Below are 20,758 nucleotides of genomic sequence, written 5' to 3' on the forward strand. Positions count from 1 at the left end.
AAAGGGCATGAGTCCGGTTGAATACCGAATTCATGCCCAGGAAGCTGCCTAATATTTGTGTCTAACTTTTTGGGTTCAGATCAGAAAAGGTCCTCTTTCTTAACTATCTACTATTCAAATAATGGTCATACATTTCCAGACATTCCAGTAGTTCGGTTTTATAGACCATTAATGCCTTTTTTACAGTTTCAGTATGGCTTTTCTGAAGCTCTCGGTTACATTCCTCTAAATCTATTGTTTTCATAACCGTAAGTTCATGATAAATACTGGTCAAATCTCTACTCATTTCTCCGTTCCCCACTTCTATTTTTTGTATTCTGCTCTCTGCAATCAGCATCGCCAAAATACTCACTTTTTAAACAGAAGCAGAACCCCCATCAACTTATTTGATGATAAATACTGGGCACGGAGATTTTTGGACCACGTAATGGCTGACGCTTCCGAGGAATAGCTCTTTTAATCCACTCAATCCACGGCTTCCCATCACAACAAGATCGGCGTTTTCTTCTACAATGAAATTGACAATCGAGGTGGCCGGGCTTCCTTCAATGATGAAGGTTCTTACCTTGTTTGGCAGTTCTGAAAGCTTTTCTTTTACCGCATTGAGCATTTCTTTCGCTTCAGCTAACTGCGCCTGCCGTACGGGATCACTGTCAAAATTAACATAGTTATAAATAGTTGTTTGTGTATTAATAACGGTAACAACATTCACTTCGATTTTTTCATCCTGTTTGGCCATCGTAATCGCTGTTTCCAACGCCCTCTTACTTAATTCAGATTGATCATACGGAACCACAATTCTAGAGCAAATCGTTAACATCTTCATCATCCTCCCAGAAAAATCAATTTCCTCTTCCTTGTCTTCATTGTATCAGCATATATCAATCTATAACCCACTAAGATTTGACAATATTAAGGCATTGTAAAAGTGGTTTTGGCGCCCTTTTTGGTGCCTGTCACCACCCGAGATTTGTCGAAAAACAGATTGGATATACATGATTAAAAGATGAAGTGGAAAAATCAATGGATTTTTGAGGTTGGTAACTTTTGAGATTTCTAGCGCCTGAAAAGGCGAGGTCAGATAGAATTCGGTAGGCAATAAAGGCAAGGGTAAAATAGCTGGCAAGAAAGAAAAAGTGTCCTTCGATGCTCAATGAAGGACACTTTTTCTTTGGGGAATCTGATAAATTTCCTTCGAAAAACCAAGACTTAGCATAATTTCTGCCATACTCTTGAGCTGCTAACCACTGAGTTATTTTCAATAATGGTGTAGGCTGCATTCGTAATCGCCTGAGCCAACGTTGCCCCAGTTCCGCGCACTTCATTGAAGCAAGCCTCTGAATTGCCTTTTGTCGTAAATTTATACCCAAACTCCTCTAATCTTTCCACAATACGCATCGCATGATTAAGGTTATGCTCAGGCTGAAAATCGTTGTCATGAATAAAAGTATGGTTCTCATAATCATACCAACGATCCCAGCGATTTAACTTCCACCCTAAAATTCTCCGTGCAATTGAATCCGTTTTGTTCATACCCATTACCCTCTTTTCATTTTTTTGATCGTTCTATTATATAACAGTTTTGATTGATTAGTAATATTATATAACACAATCTCGAAAAACGACCACTATTTTTGGTTGGAATTTCATATTTTCATTCGACAAAATTCGGGTGGTGCCTGTCACCACCCGAATTTTGTCAAAAATAAAAAGCATTCAAGGTATAGGCCCTGAATGCTTTTATGTGTTGTGAATAACTTGGACTCGTCCAATTCTTCCATCTGTCAGCCTTACTTTGATTCCGTGTGGATGGGTGGCTGATTTGGTGAGGATGTCTTTTACAATGCCTCTGGTTAGTTTTCCTGTTCTTTGGTCTGCTTTTAAAACGATATCAACCGTCAATCCCGGAAGTACGTCTTTTCGATTTTGTCCGTTCATTCCACACTAAACGCCCATTTTTCTACGGGTATTGCTAGGTTTCTTTGTTTGCTGGCTTTTCATTTTTTTCGTGGAAAGATCGCCAGTGGACTTACCATTCCCAGCAGAGTTTTGGTTCTTTTTGTTTTCAAGCTGCTGCCTCATTGCTTCCTGCAGGCTGATTTTCTTTTTTGGTGCATCGGGTTGTTGATTTTCTGTCATCGTTAAATCCTCCTTTTTTCAAATAAGGTAGTTAGTCCAGTATAATCTTTTTCGATCATTTAGGAAAGTGGAAGAGGGATTAGGTTTGAAAATCATAGGGACAATCCCGAAAAAATTAAAAACCTTCATAAATAGGGCGCAACACTCATAGGTTATTTTAATGACCAACTAAGGGGGCCGAAGGAATGAAGTACAGAAAGTCGATAGTAGGCGGTCTTGTGGCGATTGTGGTCTTGCTACTTGTGTTTTCTTCCCTCACGACAGTGTCATCAGGTAATCGAGGAGTTCTTTTGCAATTCGGTGCGGTGAAACCGACCATTTTATCGGAAGGGCTTCATTTTAGGATTCCATTTATGCAAACCGTTCAACAGATTGAAGTTCGCGTGCAAAAAGAAGAAAGCTCGCAGTCTGCTGCTTCAAAAGATCTTCAGATCGTCACGACCAAGGTAGCGGTCAACTATTCGGTAGATCCCGAAGCAGTCAATAAACTTTACCAAGAAATCGGCTTGGAATATCGTTCCAGGATTGTGGATCCTGCGATAGCCGAGTCGCTCAAAGCAATTACGGCACAGTACACGGCAGAAGAGCTTATATCCAAGCGGCCGGAGGTTTCAGCCGAAGTGAAGGATATGCTTGGAAAAAAATTAACGAAGTATTATATGAAACTTGAGGATATCAATATTAAGGAATTCGCTTTTAGCGAGGAATTCAATAAAGCGATTGAAGCCAAACAAACGGCTGAACAAAACGCACTTAAGGCCAAACGAGATTTAGAGCGAGTCAAAATCGAAGCCCAGCAGCAAGTCACTCAGGCTGAAGCAGAAGCCCAATCCTTAAAACTGAAAAAACTCGAAGTGACCCCAGAACTTATCCAACTCAAACAAATCGAAGTCCAAGAAAAAGCCCTCGAAAAATGGGACGGGAAACTGCCAAACGTCACCGGCGGCGCCACTCCTTTCATCGATGTAAGTGGGATTACGAAGAAATAGTGGTTCGACAAAATTCGAGCGGTGCCTGTCACCACTCGAATTTTGTCGAAAAGAACAGTCTGATCTAAATCGGGTTTAGCGTCTATTCCTCTCTTTTATTAGACACATACACTATGTTGAAATTGATCTAAAGAGGAGAGATTGTTATGGAAAATAAGCCCTATACAGGTTCAAATGTAATGCCCAATCTACCGATGGCGCCGGCGAATGTGATGCCTTCAAATATTGCGCCAAATGTAATGCCGAATGTGGTGCCTTCAAATATGCCTTATGTAGCTCCGCAAGTGCAGCCGCAGCCATGTATGGTGCCGTATTATCAAAATTGCTGTTATCCGATGCAAAATCCGTGTTGTTATCCGATGTATAACCCTTGCTGCTATCCTGCTTACAATCCTTGTTGTTACCCAAGTTACCATCCTTGTTGTTAAATGGTGTTTGTTGCAAATAATTATAAAGCCCCATTTCCGTGGATCATCGGGAACGGGGCTTTTCTATGTGTGTATCAATAATATTTCGGGTCTTTCTTTTATCGATGCCTAATTATGAATTTTGGGAAAATTGATTAAGCAACTGAATAGAAAGTGCCATTCTTGTTGATATTGAGAGTATAGATGCAAATTAAAAAAGGGAGAGTTGTCTTATGCAAAAATTAGATGTGGAATTTTGGGAAGAAAAATATGCTCACTTAGGTGCGGTTGCAGCCATTACGGAAATGCTTAATTATGCGTCACATGAGGAATAGGGAATCCAAAATTCGACAGGCGCCTGTCACCACCCGAATTTTGTCGAAAAAAAGCCCATTTCAGCCATTAAGCTGGAACGGGCTTTTTGTGTGTAAATCTTATCGCACATGCATATCGTTTGGATGTGAACCCCTGCGGCGATTGCGATTAAGCTGATGAATTTGCTGCATTTCATCTGCAGTTAATTCGAAATCAAATACATTAAAGTTCTCCTCGATTCTCGATGGAGTAACAGACTTTGGAATTACAATTGTGTTGTTTTGTAAATGCCAGCGCAGCACGACCTGTGCAGGTGATTTGCTATGTGCTTCGGCAATTTTTAGAATTACTTCATCCTTCAGCACTTCTCCGCCCTGTTCAAGCGGGCTCCACGCTTCCACAAAAATATCATGTTTTGCACAGAAATCTTTTAATTCTTTCTGAGAAAGGTATGGATGGCACTCCACTTGGTTTAATACAGGTTTTACTTCACATTCGTTTAAGAGGCGCTCGAGATGTTCGATTTCAAAATTACAAACACCGATCGCTTTCACCCGGCCATCATGATAGAGCTTTTCTAAAGCTTTGTATGTATCAACGTATTGATCGAATTTAGGGGTCGGCCAGTGAATCAAGTATAAATCCACATAATCAAGGCCTAATCTTGCCAGGCTTTCGTCAAAGGCCTTTAGTGCATTTTCATAGCCTTGGTCGCTATTCCACACTTTTGTTGTAATAAAGAGGTTTTCGCGGGGAACAGGGGATTCTTTAATTGCTTTACCCACACCTTCCTCATTTTTGTAAATCATCGCTGTATCGATGGATGTATATCCGACTTCAAGTGCTTTCGCTACGGCAGTGGTAGCTTGGTTATCTTCAACCTGCCAAACACCAAAACCAAGCTGCGGCATTTTAACACCATTATTTAAAGTAACAAAATTCATTCGAACTTTCTCCTTTACCATTTATTTGTTTCCCAACAACAAAAGTAGTCTTCCCACTACTATTGGAAAAACACCCCAAATCACATGTTTATTATACTTCAGCGGCAGTGGGAAAGTATAGAATTTAGGATTACGAAATATTTGTGCAGCTGGTTGATTGGTTCGACAAAATCCGAGTGGTGCCTGTCGCCACCCGGATTTTGTCGAAAATTATTGATAGTTTGAACCCTTAGTCTCGGTGGAATCTCTAGGATAATATTCTTCCTTTTGGATATACTTCTGCGAGAGGGAGGTCGAATTATGTCGAAGGAAAAGAGAATAATTATTTCCTCTTTGATCGTTTCCTTATTGTTGCTTTTGTTTTTAACGCCTAAAAGAAAGATCCGTCAGGCTGCCCTTATTATTTTGTTCCAGCAAACCTATTCATGGATTACGGGGTTATTTGTGGTTGAAAAGGGATGGATTGCTTATCCGAAACGGATGTTTTTTAAGAAATCCTATAAAGGCAGCTTTACTTTTGAACATTTTGTCTTCCCAATTGTTTCTGTCCTTTTTAACCTTTATTATCCAGTTCAAAAGAAATCGGGATTTAAAGCACTTTACTATTTATTTTATTGCTCCGTTCTTTGTACGTTAGAGGTAATCGGCGTCAAATATACTCGAGTTATTACATATAAGAAATGGCACTGGTATTTTAGTTTTAGCAGTATGTGGATTTCATTTTATGTCTCTAGGGCTTTTTATAGGTGGTTTTTTCAATATGGAATTGTCAAAGATGAAAAATAGTTCTACAAAAATCAGGTGGTTACCACCTGATTTTTGTAGAATCTAAAAAAGCACCTCATTCCTGATTTTGGTCAGGAGGAGGTGCTTTTGCGTTAAGCAGTGTGGTTCACTGTTTTATTTCCTTTTGCAGTTGTTCTACGAATAAACGGTACTACCCAGCGGTCTAAACCGAAGCGGCCTGCGTTATAGCCGGCTGCAATGATGATTGCTCCCATGATAATATCAGTTGGGCTGTGAGAAACGGTTCCTGCCATTATGAATGAGAGGTTCATAACTACTCCAAAGAACGCAGCAGCAGCAGTTAAGCATCCAAGAATTAATCCTAACCCGACAAGGAATTCACCTAAAGGAATAATGGTATTGAAAAGATCTACATTTGGTAATGCAAAATGTTGTAAGAAACTTACATACCCCGCATAGACGGCGCTGCCATCCGGACCTTTGACCGGGTTGGCGATTGCGCCTTTTAGGAACCCAGCAGCGTCAAACCCGCCTGTTAGCTTGTGAAATCCAGCTGTTAACCAAGAATATCCAAGGTATAAACGAACGACGGTAAGAAGGGCAGCAGCGACTTTGTTCTCTCTTAAAAATTTGTTAAACATATAAAAGACCCCTTTAGAAAAAGTTTTATTAATAACTTGATTACACTTATAGTATAATCCGTTTATCTTGAAATGAGAGTTGTTTGTTCAGCATTTCACAAATCTGTAATAAAGGTTTGAACAAAATATTACAACTTGTAGGAGTAGTGGGGTTGCACTATAGATCATTCGAAGTTATGTCCTTCTTCATCAAATATTAGCCCATGTACACCCCATATGGACAATTTGAACATTTTGTCCACGCTTGGTGCCTGTCACCGTATGATGTGGGTGTGTGTTCGGAAAGTGTTTGGAAAATGTTTGAAAATATTCAAACTTGTAAAAAGGTAGTGTACAATTTTTGTATATTTAATTTTTTATAGGTGGGGAGCAAATATGTTAATTGATTATGAGGTGAAGCGTAAGCGCTTAAAAGAAATTAAAACGAATCAGCTTGTATGGGAATGGATGACACCTAATCCTGTTACAGTATTTCCGCACCAAACCATTAAAGAAGCCGTTTTAATCCTTGAAGCAAAGGGAATTGACGGTCTGCCGGTTGTGGATGAAGAGTCTCGGGTGATTGGATCCGTTACGAAATCAAGAATTCTCAGTTGTCTTATGGAAGGGCTTACACCGGATTACACTATTTCACAAGTGATGACCCGGGCGGTTGTCACGATCCATAAGGATGATTCAATCAAAAAGGCGTATGAGCTTCCTGTTGGGCGTCTACCTGTTGTTGACCATAATGGGAGGATTGTTGGAATTCTCACCCGAACCGATATCCTGCATTCTTATGCAGCACATCTGGACAAACTTCAGGAGACCCTCCACATTACCGAAACCCTAAGGACCATTTTAGAGAGTGCTTATGAAGGAATTGTCGTAGTGGATCAACATGGAATCATTCGTGAATTTAATGAGGCATATAGCCGCTTTCTTGGCAAGAAACGTGAAGATGTGATTGGCAAACCTGTCACCGGGATCATCGAGAATACCCGTTTGCAGGTAGTTTTGCAAACCGGGATCGAAGAAAGGGGGTATATTCAACGGATCCAGGGCCAGGATATGGTTGTCCATCGGATCCCCATCTGGAAGGATGAAAAAGTGGTCGGGGCAATTGGCCTTCTGATTTTTCAAGGGGTAACCGAGCTTTACAATATTCTCGGACGCATGCAGGAGTTGTCAAGGCAAATTACTGATCCCACTGTTATCGATCATTCTCAAGGAAAAATACATTGTGCATTTGACCAAATTATTGGACAGAGCCCAAAAATTCAAGCCGTTAAAAAAATTGCCCGCAAAGCGGCGAATACGCCGTCAACAGTACTAATCACTGGAGAAAGCGGAACAGGAAAGGAATTGTTTGCAAATGCCATCCATCGGTCCAGCCCATACGCTGAAGGCCCTTTTATTAGTGTTAATTGTGCGGCTATCCCCGAACACCTTTTAGAAGCGGAATTGTTCGGTTTTGAGGACGGTGCTTTTACAGGTGCAAAAAAGGGCGGAAAGCCCGGAAAGTTTGAACTTGCCCATAAAGGAACTTTATTTCTTGATGAAATCGGTGATATGCCGGCGCTGATGCAGTCAAAAATCCTACGGGTTCTCCAGGACCGCGAAGTCGAACGGGTCGGTGGAATTGTCAAGCATCCTGTAGATGTCAGAATCGTTGCAGCAACAAATCGTTGTCTAGAACAGATGATTCAGGATGGGAGTTTCAGAGAAGATCTTTATTATCGTTTGAACATCATCCGTCTCGAAATTCCTCCCTTAAGGGAACGGCGTGAAGATATACCAGAACTGCTGATGCATCATCTGCATCACTTTAGTGAGCGTTTTGGCCTTGGGCAAAAGCTGTTTTCTAAGGAAGTTACCGCAGCTTTGATGGAATATTCCTGGCCGGGTAACATTCGCGAGCTCGTCAACACCGTCGAAATGCTTGTCAGTTTATCTGAATCTCACTATATCGATGTACAAGAGCTGGCACCTAAATTTTTTGAAAAGAAAGAAAGCGCTCCAACTGTCCCAAACCTGCCAAAAGCAGCGGAGCAATATGTTGTTCCGAGCATACCAACATCAACAGGTCAAAATCTATTAACCAATGTAAAAGAAAAAGCACTTGAGCGCGAAAAAGCACTGCTGATTCAAACACTGATAGAAACTAACGGAAATAAGGCGAAGGCAGCGAGAATCTTAGGAATCCAACGTTCTACATTGTACGAAAAATTAAAAAAACACGAATTGTTTGATAAGTCGTACAATTAAACGTACACAAAACGTACACATATGTATGGTTATCCGTACATCACAAAAAGAAAAGTGTTGTTATTCCCGCCTTTTTTAAGTTGGCACACTAATTGCATATATAAGAGTGTGTAGCGAAAAAGGGAGGGGAAAGTTTTGAAAGGGTTTGCAGAATTTCGGATGCCTAAAACCGTTTTTTATGGAGAAAATTCATTGACAAAGCTTGGCGAGCAGGCGGCTTTATTAGGAAAAAAAGCCTTGATTGTCAGCGATAACATTATGAATCAAATCGGCGTGGTCGAGAGATGCCAGCAATTGCTCGAAGAAGCAGGAATGGCTTACGAGTGTTATTTGGAAGTAAACTCCGAACCAACTGACACATATGTAGCAGAAGCGTTAGCACTTTGTCAGGAACAACAATGCGATGTGGTAGTGGCAGTCGGCGGTGGCAGCTGTATTGATGCAGCTAAAGCAGTTGTGGTCGTTGCTACAAATGGAGGATACATTGGTGACTATATGGGTGGGAAAAAGAAAGTTGAAAATCCACCACTTCCTTTGATTGCCATCCCAACCACATCAGGTACAGGTTCTGAAGTTACTTCTGTAACCGTTATCAACAATACAAAAGACGATGTGAAAATGATGATTAAACACCCGGCGTTCATTCCAGAGGTTGCGATTGTGGATCCAATTTTGACCTATTCGGCACCGCCAAAGGTTACAGCTGCAACCGGCGTTGATGCATTATGCCATGCAATCGAAGCCTATATCTCACGTGTATCCCAACCGATGACGGATAATTTTGCTCTTTCTGCCATTGAATTAATTGTGAAAAATTTACGTTCAGCATACATAAACGGAACTGACCGTGAAGCAAGGGAAGCGATGTCATTAGCTTCCATGCAGGCAGGACTGGCCTTTACCAATGCATCCGTTACGCTTGTACACGGAATGTCACGTCCAATCGGTGCATTGTTCCACGTCCCGCATGGCGTATCCAATGCGATGCTGCTTCCGGCCGTCCTTGAATTTACGAAAGAGAGTGCCGTAGAACGCCTTGCAGTCATTGGACGCATTCTTCGTCCTGATTTGACAGCGCTCTCAGAGGAAGAACTTGCTGATGTAACTGTCCAAGAGATTAAGAATCTGTGCCGCAATTTAGACATCCCGAACATGGAGACCTATGGTTTGGACAAAGAAAAATTTGATCAGGTTGTTTCAAAAATGGCTAACGATGCCATTGCAAGCGGAAGTCCTGGAAACAACCCCCGCGTTCCAAGTCACCAAGAGATTGTCGAGCTATATCAGAAATGCTTTAACTATGACTTTAGTGTAAGTAAAACAACAGTTCATATATAAGAAAAGGAGTAGATGATCATGATTACAACTGAAGTAAAAACATTAAAAAACTTTATTGGCGGTGAGTGGGTAGACTCTTTATCCTCCAAAACAGAAGCTGTACCAAATCCCGCAACAGGTGAAATCTTAGCTAATGTCCCTCTTTCCAACCGTGAGGATCTGGACAGAGCGGTAGAAGTTGCGAATCAAGCATTTGAAACATGGAAGGACGTTGCGGTTCCAAAACGGGCCCGCATCCTATTCCGTTACCAACAGCTTCTTGTCGAGCATTGGGACGAGCTTGCACGCCTGGTGGTATTAGAAAATGGCAAAAACTATGATGAAGCTTATGGAGAAGTACTTCGCGGAATTGAATGCGTTGAATTTGCTGCTGGTGTTCCAACCTTGATGATGGGCAGCCAGCTTCCTGATATTGCGACAGGTATTGAATCCGGCATGTACCGTTATCCAATTGGTGTAATCGGAGGTATTACTCCTTTTAACTTCCCAATGATGGTGCCATGCTGGATGTTCCCGCTTGCGATTGCATGCGGAAATACATTTATTTTAAAACCATCTGAACGCACTCCATTGCTAGCAAACCGCTTGGTTGAATTATTTAAAGAAGCAGGTCTTCCTGATGGTGTTCTTAATATTGTCCATGGTGCCCATGACGTCGTAAACGGCATCCTTGAGAACCCAGATGTTAAGGCTGTTTCCTTTGTTGGTTCCCAGCCGGTTGCAGAATATATTTACAAAACAGCTGCCGCTAATGGCAAACGCGTTCAAGCATTAGCAGGTGCTAAAAATCATACAATTGTTCTTCCAGATGCCAATCTTGATCTTGCGGTTACAAATATTATTGGGGCAGCATTCGGTTCAGCCGGCGAGCGCTGCATGGCTTGTTCGGTTGTTGTCGCCGTTGGGGATGTGGCAGATGAGCTTGTTTCCCGACTTGTAAAAGCGGCAGAAGAATTACAAATTGGAAACGGTTTGGACAAAGGTGTGTTCCTCGGCCCGGTAATCCGTGATGCCCATAAAGAGCGCACAATCAATTATATTGAAATCGGAGAAAAAGAGGGAGCTCAGCTGATTCGTGACGGACGTAATGACGCAGCGGTTTCCGGTGAAGGTTATTTTGTTGGGCCAACTATTTTTGATGGGGTAACCACCGAAATGAAGATCTGGAAGGATGAAATTTTTGCACCTGTTCTTTCCGTTGTTCGAGTGGATGATTTAACAGAAGCCATCAAAATTGCCAACCGATCAGAATTCGCTAACGGCGCTTGCTTGTTCACCGACAGTGCCAAAGCAGTCAGACAGTTCCGTGATACGATTGACGCTGGCATGCTTGGGGTAAACATGGGGGTTCCAGCTCCAATGGCCTTCTTCCCATTCTCAGGGTATAAGAAGTCATTCTATGGTGATTTACATGCAAACGGTAAAGATGGCGTTGAATTTTACACGCGCAAGAAAATGCTTACTGCACGTTACTAGGTTACTTTTTTCATAGAGTCTTTAAATACAGCAGAACGGGGTGATTCTTTTGGCATCATGTCTTACAAGAACTTTTAAAACCTGTCAAAGGAACCACCCAGTTTGGTATTCAACCTATAGGAGGAGAACAAGATGGCAAAAGTATTGAAAGCTGGAAAAACAAAGGAAGAACTAGCGATTCAAGCTGCACAGGTTTCGGAAACCGTTAAAAGCATTTTGGGTGATGTGGAAGCAAATGGAGATGCTGCCGTTCGCTCGTACTCGGAAAAATTTGATAAGTGGTCTCCTGAGAGTTTTAAACTATCAAAGGAACAGATTGATGAAATTATAAAGAGTGTTCCGGAACAAACCATTGAAGATATCAAATTTGCTCAAGCACAAATTCGCCGCTTCGCTGAAGCACAAAAAGCCGCTTTGCTTGATATCGAAGTGGAAACTATACCGGGCGTCTTTTTGGGACACAAAAATATTCCGGTTAACAGTGTAGGCTGCTATATTCCTGGCGGCAGATATCCAATGGTTGCATCCGCCCATATGAGTGTATTAACGGCCAAAGTAGCAGGGGTTAAACGGGTGATTGCCTGCACGCCTCCAATTAATGGAGAAGTTCCGGCTGCAACGATTGCAGCAATGGCGCTTGCAGGAGCCGATGATATTTATTTGCTTGGCGGGGTACAGGCAATGGCTGCGATGGCAATTGGAACAGAAACGATTGCACCGGTAGATATGCTTGTAGGTCCTGGTAACGCATTTGTGGCTGAAGCAAAACGCCAGTTATTTGGACGTGTAGGAATTGATCTTCTTGCAGGCCCAACAGAAGTATTAGTCATCGCCGATGAAACATCGGATGCAGAAATTGTGGCAACCGATCTTCTTGGTCAGGCAGAACATGGACCAACTTCTCCTGCTGCCTTAATCACAACATCAGAGGAGCTTGCACTGGCAACGGTTAAAGAAATCGAGCGTCAGCTTGGGACATTGAAAACCGCCGATGTGGCGCGTGCTGCCTGGGAGGAATATGGAAAAGTTATCGTGGTCGACAGCCTTGAGGAAGCGGTTGTAGAAGCAGATAAACTCGCTTATGAACATGTGGAAATACTGACAGAAGATCCGCGCTACTTCCTTGAAAACATGACCAATTATGGGGCGCTGTTCTTGGGGCCGATGACAAATGTGGCCTATGGGGATAAGGTGATTGGAACCAACCATACGCTTCCTACAAAGGGTGCAGGCCGTTATACAGGCGGACTTTGGGTTGGGAAATTCCTGAAGACCTGTACATATCAAGAAGTAAAAACAGCAGAGGCAAGTGCCTTGATTGGGGAATACGCAGAGCGTCTTTGCGATTTGGAGAACTTTGCCGGACACCGTGAACAAGCGCTGTTACGTGTTCGCCGTTATGGAAAACAACTAGTAAAGAATTAAGCACCTTATCATTTAACGAAAATCCGGGTGGAGCATTTCCCCACCCGGTAAAACCACATCACAAGGAGGCTTTTTATGGAACTAATTGTTATTTTACTAGCATTAGGTTTCCTTATGTTTATCGCTTATCGTGGATTTTCCGTCATCTTATTTGCTCCAATCTGTGCCCTGTTTGCCGTCCTCTTGACAGATCCGGGCCATGTATTGCCGTTTTTTTCCAATATCTTTATGGTAAAAATGGTAGATTTCATAAAGAACTATTTTCCTGTCTTTTTATTAGGGGCAATATTTGGTAAGGTAGTAGAAATGTCAGGACTTGCTGAATCCATTGCCAAAACGATTGTCAGATTAGTCGGTCCAAAACGTTCGATGCTTGCAATTGTCCTTTTATGTTCGATTTTAACGTATAGTGGTGTCAGCTTATTCGTAGTTGCTTTTGCTGCTTATCCATTTGCGGCCAAGTTGTTCCAGGAGTCCAATATTCCGAAAAGGCTTATTCCGGGAACGATAGCATTGGGGTCACTTTCATTCACGATGGATGCCCTTCCGGGAACACCACAAATTCAAAACGTTATTCCAACGTCTTTCTTTAAAACCGATATTTATGCAGCTCCAGTACTGGGGATTATTGGTGCCATTTTTGTTTTTACTCTTGGCATGCTCTATTTGGAGTCACGCCGGAGAAAAGCGGCAAAATTCGGGGAAGGCTATTTTGGGTTTGGAAGTGCGCAGGAAGAAATGGCAGCAGCTGCCGAAGCACTTCAACCTGCGTCAATGCCATCCATTAGCACTGGAAAAACAAGCACTCTTCGTCAGATTCTTGCGTTTATTCCGCTGATCTTGGTGGGTGTTATGAATAAATTCTTTACCGTCATGATTCCAAAATGGTATCCAAATGGTTTTGATTTTTCAAAAATTGGTCTTGAACAGTTCGGAAAGGTTGAGACCAGTGCGGTTCTTGGGATTTGGTCTGTAGAACTTGCTCTAGTCATGGGTATTGCCGCAACACTTCTATTTAACTTCAAAGCTGTAAAGGTTGATTTCAAAACTGGTCTTAATGCTAGTATTGGCGGTGCGTTGCTTGCAGCGATGAACACTGGTTCCGAATATGGTTTCGGGGGCATCATTTCCTCCCTTCCCGGCTTCGGAGTCGTTCGTGACGGTATTTCCCACACCTTTACAAACCCGCTAGTTAACAGTGCTGTAACCACAAACGTTTTGGCTGGGGTTACGGGTTCTGCATCCGGCGGTATGGGGATTGCGCTGAGTGCGATGGGTGAAAAGTATGTACAAGCGGCACAAGCACACGGGATTCCGATGGAGGTTATGCACCGGATTACCGCGATGGCTTCCGGAGGTATGGATTCCCTGCCGCATAACGGTGCGGTTATCACTTTGCTTGCTATTTGTGGCTTGACCCATAAGCAATCCTACCGTGATATTTTTGCCGTTACGGTTATTAAGACTATTGCTACTTTCTTCATCATTGGATTGTATTCGCTTACAGGACTTGTTTAACACAAAAATCGGGTGGTGCCTGTCACCACCCGATTTTTGTCGAATCTAAAAAGCACCTCATTCCCGATAAAGTTCAGGTTTGAGGTGCTTTTGCGTTAAGCGGTGTGGTTCGCCGCTTTATGTCCTTTCACAGTTGTTCTACGAATAAACGGTACTACCCAACGGTCTAAACCGCAGCGGCCTGCGTTGTAACCCGCAGCGATAATCATAACGCCTAGTAAAATATCTAATGGGTTGCTAGAAACCGTTCCGGCCATTACATAAGCGAAATTCATGACTAGGGCAAAGAATACAGCGGCAGTTGTTAAGCATCCAAGAATTAATCCTAAGCCAACAAGGAACTCACCTAATGGAATCATTGTATTGAAAAGATCCGCATTTGGAAGGGCAAAATGTTTTAAGAATCCAACATATGTGGCGTAGACGATACTTCCATCTGGACCTTTAACTGGGTTGGCGATTGCACCTTTTAAAAATCCAGTAGCATCAAAACCGCCTGTAAGTTTGTGAAGACCAGCCATCATCCATTCATAACCGAGATATAAGCGAATGACTGTAAGAAGGGCAGCAGCAACTTTGTTCTCTCTTAAAAATTTGTTAAACATATAAAAGACCCCTTTTAGAAAAAGTATTATTAATAACTTGATTACACTTATAGTATAATCTGTTTATCTTGAAATAAGAGCTCTTTGTTAACTGTTTCACAAATCTGTAAAAAAGGTTTGAACAAATTATTACAGTGGTGTTTGGTTCGACAAAAATCGGGCGGTGCCTGTCACCACCCGATTTTTGTCGAATACCATCTACTTTTTCGCTGGGTTAAAGATTACTTTTTTTGATATTAAAATGCTGGTTAATAGCTTGGCATGTATTGCGTAGGGCTGCCGCGAGCTTCTGTTCGTTGCCATAAAAACGGGTTGATGGGAGCGGAATCGAGACAGCGCTTAAATTCCCCATTGAATCCAAAATAGCTGCGCCCACTGCACAAATTCCTGGAATATGCTCTTCCCTGGCAAAAGAAACTCCCTCTTTACGAACCACTTCCAATTCCTTTAACAATTCATCCCTGCTTGTAATCGTATGATCAGTGTATAGTTGCAGTTGCTTTGGCATTAATTTTTCCACGTCAGCAATAGACAATGAAGCCAGAATGGCCTTTCCGTTTGCGGTGCAATGTAATGGAAAAGATGCACCAGGTTGTGAAGTTGCTTGTAATGGATGCGGGGCAATAATTTGATCAACAAAAAGCACCTTACCGTTATCTAATACGGAGAGATCGACTGTTTCATTGACTTGATGTGAAAGTTGTATTAAAAATGGCCTAATTTCTTCTCTTAAATCACTATGGACGGCAGTCGCAAGCATCGCAATCTCGGGTCCAAGACGGAAACCGCCGTTAGTAGAGGCAGCTGCAACATATCTTTCCTCTTCTAGGGCTGTCACAATTCTTTGAACCGTTGACCTCGCAAGCCCCACCTCTTTGGCAATTTGCGATAGACTTAATCCTTTTGGATGTTCCCGAAGCGCCCTCAAGATTTTTGCCGCACGAGAGATGACTTGAACACTAGATGATTTTGTTTGTTCCTGCTTATCGATGTTCAAAAGTATGAACTCCTTCCTGTATCCATCCGTTCTATTATAACGAAAATTCATTATCAAACAGTGAAAAAATGGAACCATTCATTTGAGTCTTATCATAATAAAAGCTGGAAAGTAAGAATAGTAATTTTTTATGGACATGTGAATTAATGATACCTTATACTTGAAATAACCATATTACGATACAAGTGTACCACAATGTGGTTAAATATTAAAACCTTCATATAAAAATTATTATCACACTCGTTTCCAGAGTTTTTTTAAATCATCCCAAAAAGGACGGTGATCGATATGGGTTTAGTTAAAATTGGAGTGATCGGCATTGGAAATATGGGCAGTTCCCATGTTCAAATGCTTACCAAAGGCCAAATTAAAGGAGCGGTATTAACGGCAGTTTGCAGCAGGAATGAAAACCGAATTGAATGGGTGAAATCCCATACAAAGGGAGATGTGAAAATTTTCAAGGACGAACAGACCTTTTTCAATGATACAGAAATCGATGCCGTCCTTATTGCAACACCGCATTACAGTCATCCGGACCTAGCCATAAAGGCCTTTGCGAAAGGGAAACATGTCCTCATCGAAAAACCGGCCGGCGTCTTTACAAAAAATGTGCTTGAAATGAATGCGGCTGCGGAATCTTGTGGGAAAGTGTTTGGCATCATGTATAACCAAAGGGCAAATCCCCTTTATCAAAAAATTCGGGGCCTTATTCAATCCGGTCAGCTGGGTGAATTAAAACGAACAAACTGGATTATTACGGATTCGTACCGTCCGCAAAGCTATTACGATTCAAGCCAATGGAGAGCAACCTGGAAAGGGGAAGGCGGCGGTGTTCTTTTAAATCAGGCACTTCACCAATTAGATCTTTTGCAGTGGACGACGGGGTGTATGCCAAAAAGCGTTCGTGCTGTTTGCAGTGTAGGGAAGTATCATGATGTTGAAGTGGAAGATGATGTAACGGCATTTGTGGAATATGAAAATGGTGCGACAGGTGTGATCATTGCTTCAACTGGAGAAGCACCAGGGACAAATCGTTATGAAATCGTAGGGGACCGTGGAAAAATTGTTGTCGAAAATGAGGAACTTCTTTTTTATCAATTATCACAATCAGAACGCGAATTTAATGCTGCGTATGCAGGAGGATTCGGCAAGCCTGATTATGAAAAAATAAAAATTCCCGTAACCAGTGAAAATGCGAATCATGCAATCATTGTTCAAAACTGGGTGGATGCCATTAGGAAGGGGACACCGAAACTTTCACCTGGTGAGGACGGCGTCAATGCGCTGGAAATTTCAAATGCCATCTACTTATCTTCCTGGTTAAACGAAACGGTAGAATTGCCAGTTGACCCAGACTTGTATTTTGAAAAATTACAAGAAAAAATCAACACGTCTACCTTTGAGAAAAAGCATGTAACGAACACCACGTTGGATGTTAGCGGGACTCATTAGTAATTAATTTACAAAAGAAATGGAGTTACTAAAATGATTAGAGTAGTTTGTAAGGGAAAACTTAAACCTGGTATAAAGATTGAAGATTATTTAATTCTTGCTAGAGAAGTTGTATCAGAAACCCGGAAAGAAAAAGGATGTATCATGTACACGCTTCATGAGGATATCAATGATCCATCCATCATTACAACGATTGAAGAATGGGAAAATGAAGAGGTAATTAAACAACACAATAAAAGTGAGCATGTCCTGAAAATTGTTCCAGAGCTGAGGAAAATGAGAGAAAGCACAGAAATCAACCATTATCGAGAAATGAAATAACCAGTGCACTTTCCTCCCAAAGGGGATGTCACCTGGCCGGACTTAGTAATGCAACACGGAAACTAGAGAAAAAACCAAAAAATAAGTTATGAAAAAAGAAGGAGAATATTTCCATGAAATTTGAAAAAGTTCGTTGGGGCATTATTGGATGCGGTGATGTGACGGAAGTGAAAAGCGGACCAGCATTCCAAAAAATAAAAAACTCAGAGTTGGTTGCGGTCATGCGACGAACTGGAGAACTAGCAAAAGATTATGCGGAAAGACATCATGTTCCGAAATGGTATGATGATGCCGATGCACTGATTAACGATCCAGATGTCGATGCCGTCTATATTGCGACACCACCAAGTTCACATAAAGAATATACCATCAAAGTTGCAAAGGCTGGAAAACCGGTTTATGTAGAAAAGCCAATGGCACTCAATTTTGCCGAATGCAAGGAAATGATTGCTGCATGCGAGACTTCCGGGGTGCCTTTATATGTTGCTTACTATCGCAGAGCTTTGCCCAGGTTTTTAAAAATAAAAGAACTGTTGGATCATGGGGCAATTGGAGATGTTCGTTTTGTATCAACTACACAGTATCAAAAAGCTTCGGAAGATGTGTTGGACTCAAAAACGATCCCGTGGAGAGTTCAACCTGAAATATCCGGAGGGGGGCTATTTTTTGATTTAGCCAGCCATACTCTTGATCTATTAGATTTTTTGCTTGGGCCTATAAAGGATGTGCAAGGTTTTGCTTCCAATCAAGCAGGTTATTATCGTGCGGAGGATATCGTTACAGGTACCTACCGCTTTGAAACAGGAATCCACGGTATAGGAAATTGGTGTTTTTCTGCTTTTGAAGATGTGGATATGAATGAAATCGTCGGCAGTAAAGGGAAAATTACCTTTTCCACTTTTGGCAATGCCCCCATTGTTTTGACGACCGCTAATGGAACCGAACAATGGAGCTTTGAACCACCGCAGCACATCCATCAACCCCTTTTGGAAACGATAATAGCGGACTTAACAGGAGGAAGCAACCAGTGCCCAAGTACAGGAGAGACCGGTGCACGGACCAACTGGGTTATGGGGAAGATCGTTTAAAGATCGACAAAATTCGGGTGGTGCCTGTCACCACCCGAATTTTGTCGAATCCCTAAAGATAAAGTCCGTTCGCATAAACGGCGGTCATGGTTCCGGCGATTTCTTCGACGGTGCCAAGGTGTTCGTTGCGGACGATTTCCCATAGGTACATTTCGTTGGTGAAGAACCAGCCTCGGGCGACAAGTCCATGGTTTAGTTCGGGGCGGGCTAGGCCTCTTGCTTGAGCGAAGGCAATATCTTTTGAGATTCGTTGGATAAATTTTTCGCGGATCTCTTTCCATTTGGCAGATATCGAAGGGGAAATCCCGATGGCCTGCTCGAACAATTGCATCATGCTTCGTTCGGTTTCAGCCATTTTTAAAAAGGCAGTTGCCTGCGAAAGGATGATCTGCCGTGCTTCCTCCTTTGTTTTTGGTAAAAAGGAAACCTCGGCAATGTCATAGAATTTTTCCATGACATCATCCATTAAAACCATTAAAATTTCCTCTTTTCCCTCAAAATGAACATAAGCGGTCCCATAGCCTATCCCTGCTTTTTTTATCATTTGTGAAATCGTTGCTTTTTGAAAGCCTTCCTCAAGAAACACCTCTTTTGCCGCTTCCAACAGCTTTTGCTTTGTCTTTATTGAGCGCAAATGGCGTTTGTCAATCACATCATGTTTTTCATTCATATCCGTATCCCCCTGTACTCTCTACCTTAAAGCATATAAGGATTTTTCTAAAAATGAAAGTGGTTACAACATTAATAATTTTCAGAATTATAATATTGACATCATGTCATATTTATTGATATAGTTTCTTCAAGTAATAAAAAGGGGGAAGATCATAATGATGCAACCAACTTCAGAATACGCCAAACAGTTGGACAAAGAGGACTCGCTAAGGCAGTTTCGCGAGGAGTTTTATCTAAAGCCAGGGACGATTTATATGGACGGAAATTCATTGGGGCTGCTTTCGAAGCGGGCGGAACGAACCCTTCTCGAATCAGTCGAGGATTGGAAAGAACATGGAATTGACGGCTGGATGATGGGAAATCATCCGTGGTTTGCACTTTCTGAGAGATTAGCAGAAAGGTTGGCACCACTAGTAGGCGCATCTGCTGATGAAGTAATTGTAACCGGTTCCACGACCGTCAACCTTCACCAGTTGGTGGCGACCTTTTATCAGCCACAGGGAAAACGGACGAAAATTTTAGCTGATGAGCTGAATTTTCCAACTGATATTTATGCGCTAAAGAGTCAGCTTCGCATCCACGGAAATGATCCGGAACAGCATTTGATTCGTGTAAAAAGCCGCGATGGCCGCTTGATTGAAGAGGAGGATATCATTGAAGCGATGACCGACGAAGTTGCATTGGTGATTCTTCCAACTGTTCAATATCGAAGCGGGCAAATTCTTGATATAAAGCGGTTAACTGAGGAAGCACATAAACGCGGAATTTTAATTGGTTTTGACGGCTGCCATTCTGTCGGTGCGATTCCGCATTCTTTCAGTGAATGGGATGTCGATTTTGCCTATTGGTGCAATTATAAATATTTGAATGGCGGGCCGGGGAGTGTCGGCGGTTTGTATGTCAACCGCAAGCATTTTGGGGCGAATCCAGGGTTAGCCGGTTGGTTTGGTTCCCGCAAGGATAAGCAGTTTGACCTTGAACATACCTTCACTCCAGCGGAAACAGCGGGGGCCTATCAGATTGGGACACCGCATGTGTTAAGTATGGCGCCGCTGCTTGGATCCCTGGAGATTTACGCTGAAGCAGGGATTGAAAATATTCGAAAAAAATCGCTTGAGATTAATCAATATTTCATGGATTTAATTGAGGCGGAATTGGCGGGTCTTGGGTTTGAAATTGGCAATCCGCGTGATGATGTGCGCCGAGGCGGCCATGTTTGCCTGGAACATCCGGAAGCGGCACGCATCTGTAAATCATTGAAGGAAAATGGGATTATTCCAGATTTCCGTGCACCAAACGTGATCCGTCTTGCTCCGATTGCGCTATATACTTCCTATGAGGATGTTTGGAAAGTGGTTCAAATTTTGAAAAAGATTATGATTGAAAAACAATATGAGAAGTTTGCGAATGAGCGGGAAATTGTGGCGTAGATTGATT

At 42.2% G+C, this 20,758-nt stretch carries 22 protein-coding genes; 11 read left to right on the forward strand and 11 right to left on the reverse strand.

Translation table 11 applies throughout. From position 1 onward, the window contains the following. Positions 1-103 precede the first annotated feature (103 nt). The 5 genes from ACFQZ9_RS14480 to ACFQZ9_RS14500 all read right to left on the reverse strand — a co-directional run bounded on the left by ACFQZ9_RS14480 (position 104) and on the right by ACFQZ9_RS14500 (position 2,139). A complete protein-coding gene (locus tag ACFQZ9_RS14480; protein WP_026575729.1) occupies positions 104-286 on the reverse strand; it encodes a hypothetical protein in 183 nt (60 codons plus the stop codon). Positions 287-382: 96 nt separating this feature from the next. Continuing rightward, entirely contained in the window at positions 383-820 is a 438-nt protein-coding gene (locus ACFQZ9_RS14485; RefSeq protein WP_198310651.1) for a universal stress protein, read from the reverse strand. A 389-nt stretch (positions 821-1,209) separates the two neighbouring features. Continuing rightward, complete coding sequence (locus tag ACFQZ9_RS14490; RefSeq protein ID WP_498944311.1) at positions 1,210-1,533, reverse strand: BC1872 family protein; 324 nt, start codon at positions 1,531-1,533, stop codon at positions 1,210-1,212. 207 nt (positions 1,534-1,740) lie between these two features. Beyond that, positions 1,741-1,938 carry a YwbE family protein gene (locus ACFQZ9_RS14495; protein ID WP_198310649.1) on the reverse strand — a complete coding sequence of 66 codons (198 nt, stop codon included), beginning with the start codon at positions 1,936-1,938 and terminating at the stop codon, positions 1,741-1,743. Between the two features lie 6 nt (positions 1,939-1,944). Further along, a complete protein-coding gene (locus ACFQZ9_RS14500; RefSeq protein WP_498944312.1) occupies positions 1,945-2,139 on the reverse strand; it encodes a hypothetical protein in 195 nt (64 codons plus the stop codon). A 185-nt stretch (positions 2,140-2,324) separates the two neighbouring features. On the opposite strand from ACFQZ9_RS14500, the gene ACFQZ9_RS14505 reads away from it, so the two are divergent. Then, positions 2,325-3,128, forward strand: coding sequence for a prohibitin family protein (locus tag ACFQZ9_RS14505; RefSeq protein WP_498944314.1), 804 nt, complete (start codon positions 2,325-2,327; stop codon positions 3,126-3,128). A 144-nt stretch (positions 3,129-3,272) separates the two neighbouring features. On the opposite strand, the gene ACFQZ9_RS14510 is transcribed toward ACFQZ9_RS14505, so the two are convergent. Further along, positions 3,273-3,536, reverse strand: coding sequence for a hypothetical protein (locus ACFQZ9_RS14510; RefSeq protein ID WP_498944315.1), 264 nt, complete (start codon positions 3,534-3,536; stop codon positions 3,273-3,275). A gap of 433 nt (positions 3,537-3,969) precedes the next feature. Continuing rightward, the gene (locus tag ACFQZ9_RS14515; protein ID WP_498944316.1) at positions 3,970-4,794 is read right to left on the reverse strand and encodes an aldo/keto reductase; all 825 of its coding nucleotides are present in this window, start codon (positions 4,792-4,794) and stop codon (positions 3,970-3,972) included. Between the two features lie 300 nt (positions 4,795-5,094). On the opposite strand from ACFQZ9_RS14515, the gene ACFQZ9_RS14520 reads away from it, so the two are divergent. Next, positions 5,095-5,580 carry a CBO0543 family protein gene (locus ACFQZ9_RS14520; RefSeq protein WP_498944318.1) on the forward strand — a complete coding sequence of 162 codons (486 nt, stop codon included), beginning with the start codon at positions 5,095-5,097 and terminating at the stop codon, positions 5,578-5,580. Positions 5,581-5,672: 92 nt separating this feature from the next. On the opposite strand, the gene ACFQZ9_RS14525 is transcribed toward ACFQZ9_RS14520, so the two are convergent. Next, positions 5,673-6,182 carry a DoxX family protein gene (locus tag ACFQZ9_RS14525; RefSeq protein ID WP_498944319.1) on the reverse strand — a complete coding sequence of 170 codons (510 nt, stop codon included), beginning with the start codon at positions 6,180-6,182 and terminating at the stop codon, positions 5,673-5,675. Positions 6,183-6,557: 375 nt separating this feature from the next. On the opposite strand from ACFQZ9_RS14525, the gene ACFQZ9_RS14530 reads away from it, so the two are divergent. The 5 genes from ACFQZ9_RS14530 to ACFQZ9_RS14550 all read left to right on the forward strand — a co-directional run bounded on the left by ACFQZ9_RS14530 (position 6,558) and on the right by ACFQZ9_RS14550 (position 14,186). Beyond that, positions 6,558-8,429 carry a sigma 54-interacting transcriptional regulator gene (locus ACFQZ9_RS14530; protein WP_498944320.1) on the forward strand — a complete coding sequence of 624 codons (1,872 nt, stop codon included), beginning with the start codon at positions 6,558-6,560 and terminating at the stop codon, positions 8,427-8,429. Between the two features lie 159 nt (positions 8,430-8,588). Then, the gene (locus ACFQZ9_RS14535) at positions 8,589-9,767 is read left to right on the forward strand and encodes an iron-containing alcohol dehydrogenase (RefSeq protein WP_498944584.1); all 1,179 of its coding nucleotides are present in this window, start codon (positions 8,589-8,591) and stop codon (positions 9,765-9,767) included. Between the two features lie 18 nt (positions 9,768-9,785). Beyond that, positions 9,786-11,243: a CoA-acylating methylmalonate-semialdehyde dehydrogenase gene (locus tag ACFQZ9_RS14540; protein ID WP_498944322.1), complete on the forward strand. Its 1,458-nt coding sequence runs from the start codon at positions 9,786-9,788 to the stop codon at positions 11,241-11,243. Positions 11,244-11,375: 132 nt separating this feature from the next. After that, positions 11,376-12,668: a histidinol dehydrogenase gene (gene hisD, locus ACFQZ9_RS14545; RefSeq protein ID WP_498944323.1), complete on the forward strand. Its 1,293-nt coding sequence runs from the start codon at positions 11,376-11,378 to the stop codon at positions 12,666-12,668. Positions 12,669-12,743: 75 nt separating this feature from the next. Beyond that, on the forward strand, positions 12,744-14,186 hold the full coding sequence (locus ACFQZ9_RS14550) for a GntP family permease (RefSeq protein ID WP_498944324.1): 1,443 nt from the start codon (positions 12,744-12,746) through the stop codon (positions 14,184-14,186). Between the two features lie 95 nt (positions 14,187-14,281). Here the strand turns inward: ACFQZ9_RS14550 and ACFQZ9_RS14555 are convergent, their stop codons facing one another. Then, positions 14,282-14,791: a DoxX family protein gene (locus tag ACFQZ9_RS14555; RefSeq protein ID WP_498944325.1), complete on the reverse strand. Its 510-nt coding sequence runs from the start codon at positions 14,789-14,791 to the stop codon at positions 14,282-14,284. 214 nt (positions 14,792-15,005) lie between these two features. Further along, positions 15,006-15,788, reverse strand: coding sequence for an IclR family transcriptional regulator (locus tag ACFQZ9_RS14560; protein WP_498944326.1), 783 nt, complete (start codon positions 15,786-15,788; stop codon positions 15,006-15,008). Between the two features lie 288 nt (positions 15,789-16,076). Here ACFQZ9_RS14560 and ACFQZ9_RS14565 point away from each other — a divergent pair, with 288 nt between their 5' ends. From ACFQZ9_RS14565 to ACFQZ9_RS14575, 3 genes are all read left to right on the forward strand, one after another. After that, a complete protein-coding gene (locus tag ACFQZ9_RS14565) occupies positions 16,077-17,240 on the forward strand; it encodes a Gfo/Idh/MocA family protein (RefSeq protein ID WP_498944327.1) in 1,164 nt (387 codons plus the stop codon). 33 nt (positions 17,241-17,273) lie between these two features. After that, the gene (locus tag ACFQZ9_RS14570; protein ID WP_498944328.1) at positions 17,274-17,561 is read left to right on the forward strand and encodes a putative quinol monooxygenase; all 288 of its coding nucleotides are present in this window, start codon (positions 17,274-17,276) and stop codon (positions 17,559-17,561) included. A 113-nt stretch (positions 17,562-17,674) separates the two neighbouring features. Beyond that, a complete protein-coding gene (locus ACFQZ9_RS14575; RefSeq protein WP_498944329.1) occupies positions 17,675-18,649 on the forward strand; it encodes a Gfo/Idh/MocA family protein in 975 nt (324 codons plus the stop codon). Positions 18,650-18,701: 52 nt separating this feature from the next. Here ACFQZ9_RS14575 and ACFQZ9_RS14580 read toward each other — a convergent pair whose 3' ends face one another. After that, the gene (locus ACFQZ9_RS14580) at positions 18,702-19,319 is read right to left on the reverse strand and encodes a TetR/AcrR family transcriptional regulator (protein ID WP_198310632.1); all 618 of its coding nucleotides are present in this window, start codon (positions 19,317-19,319) and stop codon (positions 18,702-18,704) included. A gap of 157 nt (positions 19,320-19,476) precedes the next feature. Here ACFQZ9_RS14580 and kynU point away from each other — a divergent pair, with 157 nt between their 5' ends. Continuing rightward, a complete protein-coding gene (gene kynU / locus ACFQZ9_RS14585; protein WP_498944330.1) occupies positions 19,477-20,751 on the forward strand; it encodes a kynureninase in 1,275 nt (424 codons plus the stop codon). Positions 20,752-20,758 lie beyond the last annotated feature (7 nt).

The organism is Neobacillus sp. GCM10027624 (assembly GCF_042675345.1).
GTDB lineage: Bacteria > Bacillota > Bacilli > Bacillales > Cytobacillaceae > Neobacillus > Neobacillus cucumis_D.

Excerpts from the sequence above, each read along its gene's own strand:
- ACFQZ9_RS14480 (WP_026575729.1), bottom strand. The coding sequence starts at position 286 with ATGAGTAGAGATTTGACCAGTATTTATCATGAACTTACGGTTATGAAA.
- ACFQZ9_RS14485 (WP_198310651.1), bottom strand. The coding sequence starts at position 820 with ATGTTAACGATTTGCTCTAGAATTGTGGTTCCGTATGATCAATCTGAA.
- ACFQZ9_RS14490 (WP_498944311.1), bottom strand. The coding sequence starts at position 1,533 with ATGAACAAAACGGATTCAATTGCACGGAGAATTTTAGGGTGGAAGTTA.
- ACFQZ9_RS14495 (WP_198310649.1), bottom strand. The coding sequence starts at position 1,938 with ATGAACGGACAAAATCGAAAAGACGTACTTCCGGGATTGACGGTTGAT.
- ACFQZ9_RS14500 (WP_498944312.1), bottom strand. The coding sequence starts at position 2,139 with ATGACAGAAAATCAACAACCCGATGCACCAAAAAAGAAAATCAGCCTG.
- ACFQZ9_RS14505 (WP_498944314.1), top strand. The coding sequence starts at position 2,325 with ATGAAGTACAGAAAGTCGATAGTAGGCGGTCTTGTGGCGATTGTGGTC.
- ACFQZ9_RS14515 (WP_498944316.1), bottom strand. The coding sequence starts at position 4,794 with ATGAATTTTGTTACTTTAAATAATGGTGTTAAAATGCCGCAGCTTGGT.
- ACFQZ9_RS14520 (WP_498944318.1), top strand. The coding sequence starts at position 5,095 with ATGTCGAAGGAAAAGAGAATAATTATTTCCTCTTTGATCGTTTCCTTA.
- ACFQZ9_RS14525 (WP_498944319.1), bottom strand. The coding sequence starts at position 6,182 with ATGTTTAACAAATTTTTAAGAGAGAACAAAGTCGCTGCTGCCCTTCTT.
- ACFQZ9_RS14530 (WP_498944320.1), top strand. The coding sequence starts at position 6,558 with ATGTTAATTGATTATGAGGTGAAGCGTAAGCGCTTAAAAGAAATTAAA.
- ACFQZ9_RS14535 (WP_498944584.1), top strand. The coding sequence starts at position 8,589 with ATGCCTAAAACCGTTTTTTATGGAGAAAATTCATTGACAAAGCTTGGC.
- ACFQZ9_RS14540 (WP_498944322.1), top strand. The coding sequence starts at position 9,786 with ATGATTACAACTGAAGTAAAAACATTAAAAAACTTTATTGGCGGTGAG.
- hisD (WP_498944323.1), top strand. The coding sequence starts at position 11,376 with ATGGCAAAAGTATTGAAAGCTGGAAAAACAAAGGAAGAACTAGCGATT.
- ACFQZ9_RS14550 (WP_498944324.1), top strand. The coding sequence starts at position 12,744 with ATGGAACTAATTGTTATTTTACTAGCATTAGGTTTCCTTATGTTTATC.
- ACFQZ9_RS14555 (WP_498944325.1), bottom strand. The coding sequence starts at position 14,791 with ATGTTTAACAAATTTTTAAGAGAGAACAAAGTTGCTGCTGCCCTTCTT.
- ACFQZ9_RS14565 (WP_498944327.1), top strand. The coding sequence starts at position 16,077 with ATGGGTTTAGTTAAAATTGGAGTGATCGGCATTGGAAATATGGGCAGT.
- ACFQZ9_RS14570 (WP_498944328.1), top strand. The coding sequence starts at position 17,274 with ATGATTAGAGTAGTTTGTAAGGGAAAACTTAAACCTGGTATAAAGATT.
- ACFQZ9_RS14575 (WP_498944329.1), top strand. The coding sequence starts at position 17,675 with ATGAAATTTGAAAAAGTTCGTTGGGGCATTATTGGATGCGGTGATGTG.
- ACFQZ9_RS14580 (WP_198310632.1), bottom strand. The coding sequence starts at position 19,319 with ATGAATGAAAAACATGATGTGATTGACAAACGCCATTTGCGCTCAATA.
- kynU (WP_498944330.1), top strand. The coding sequence starts at position 19,477 with ATGATGCAACCAACTTCAGAATACGCCAAACAGTTGGACAAAGAGGAC.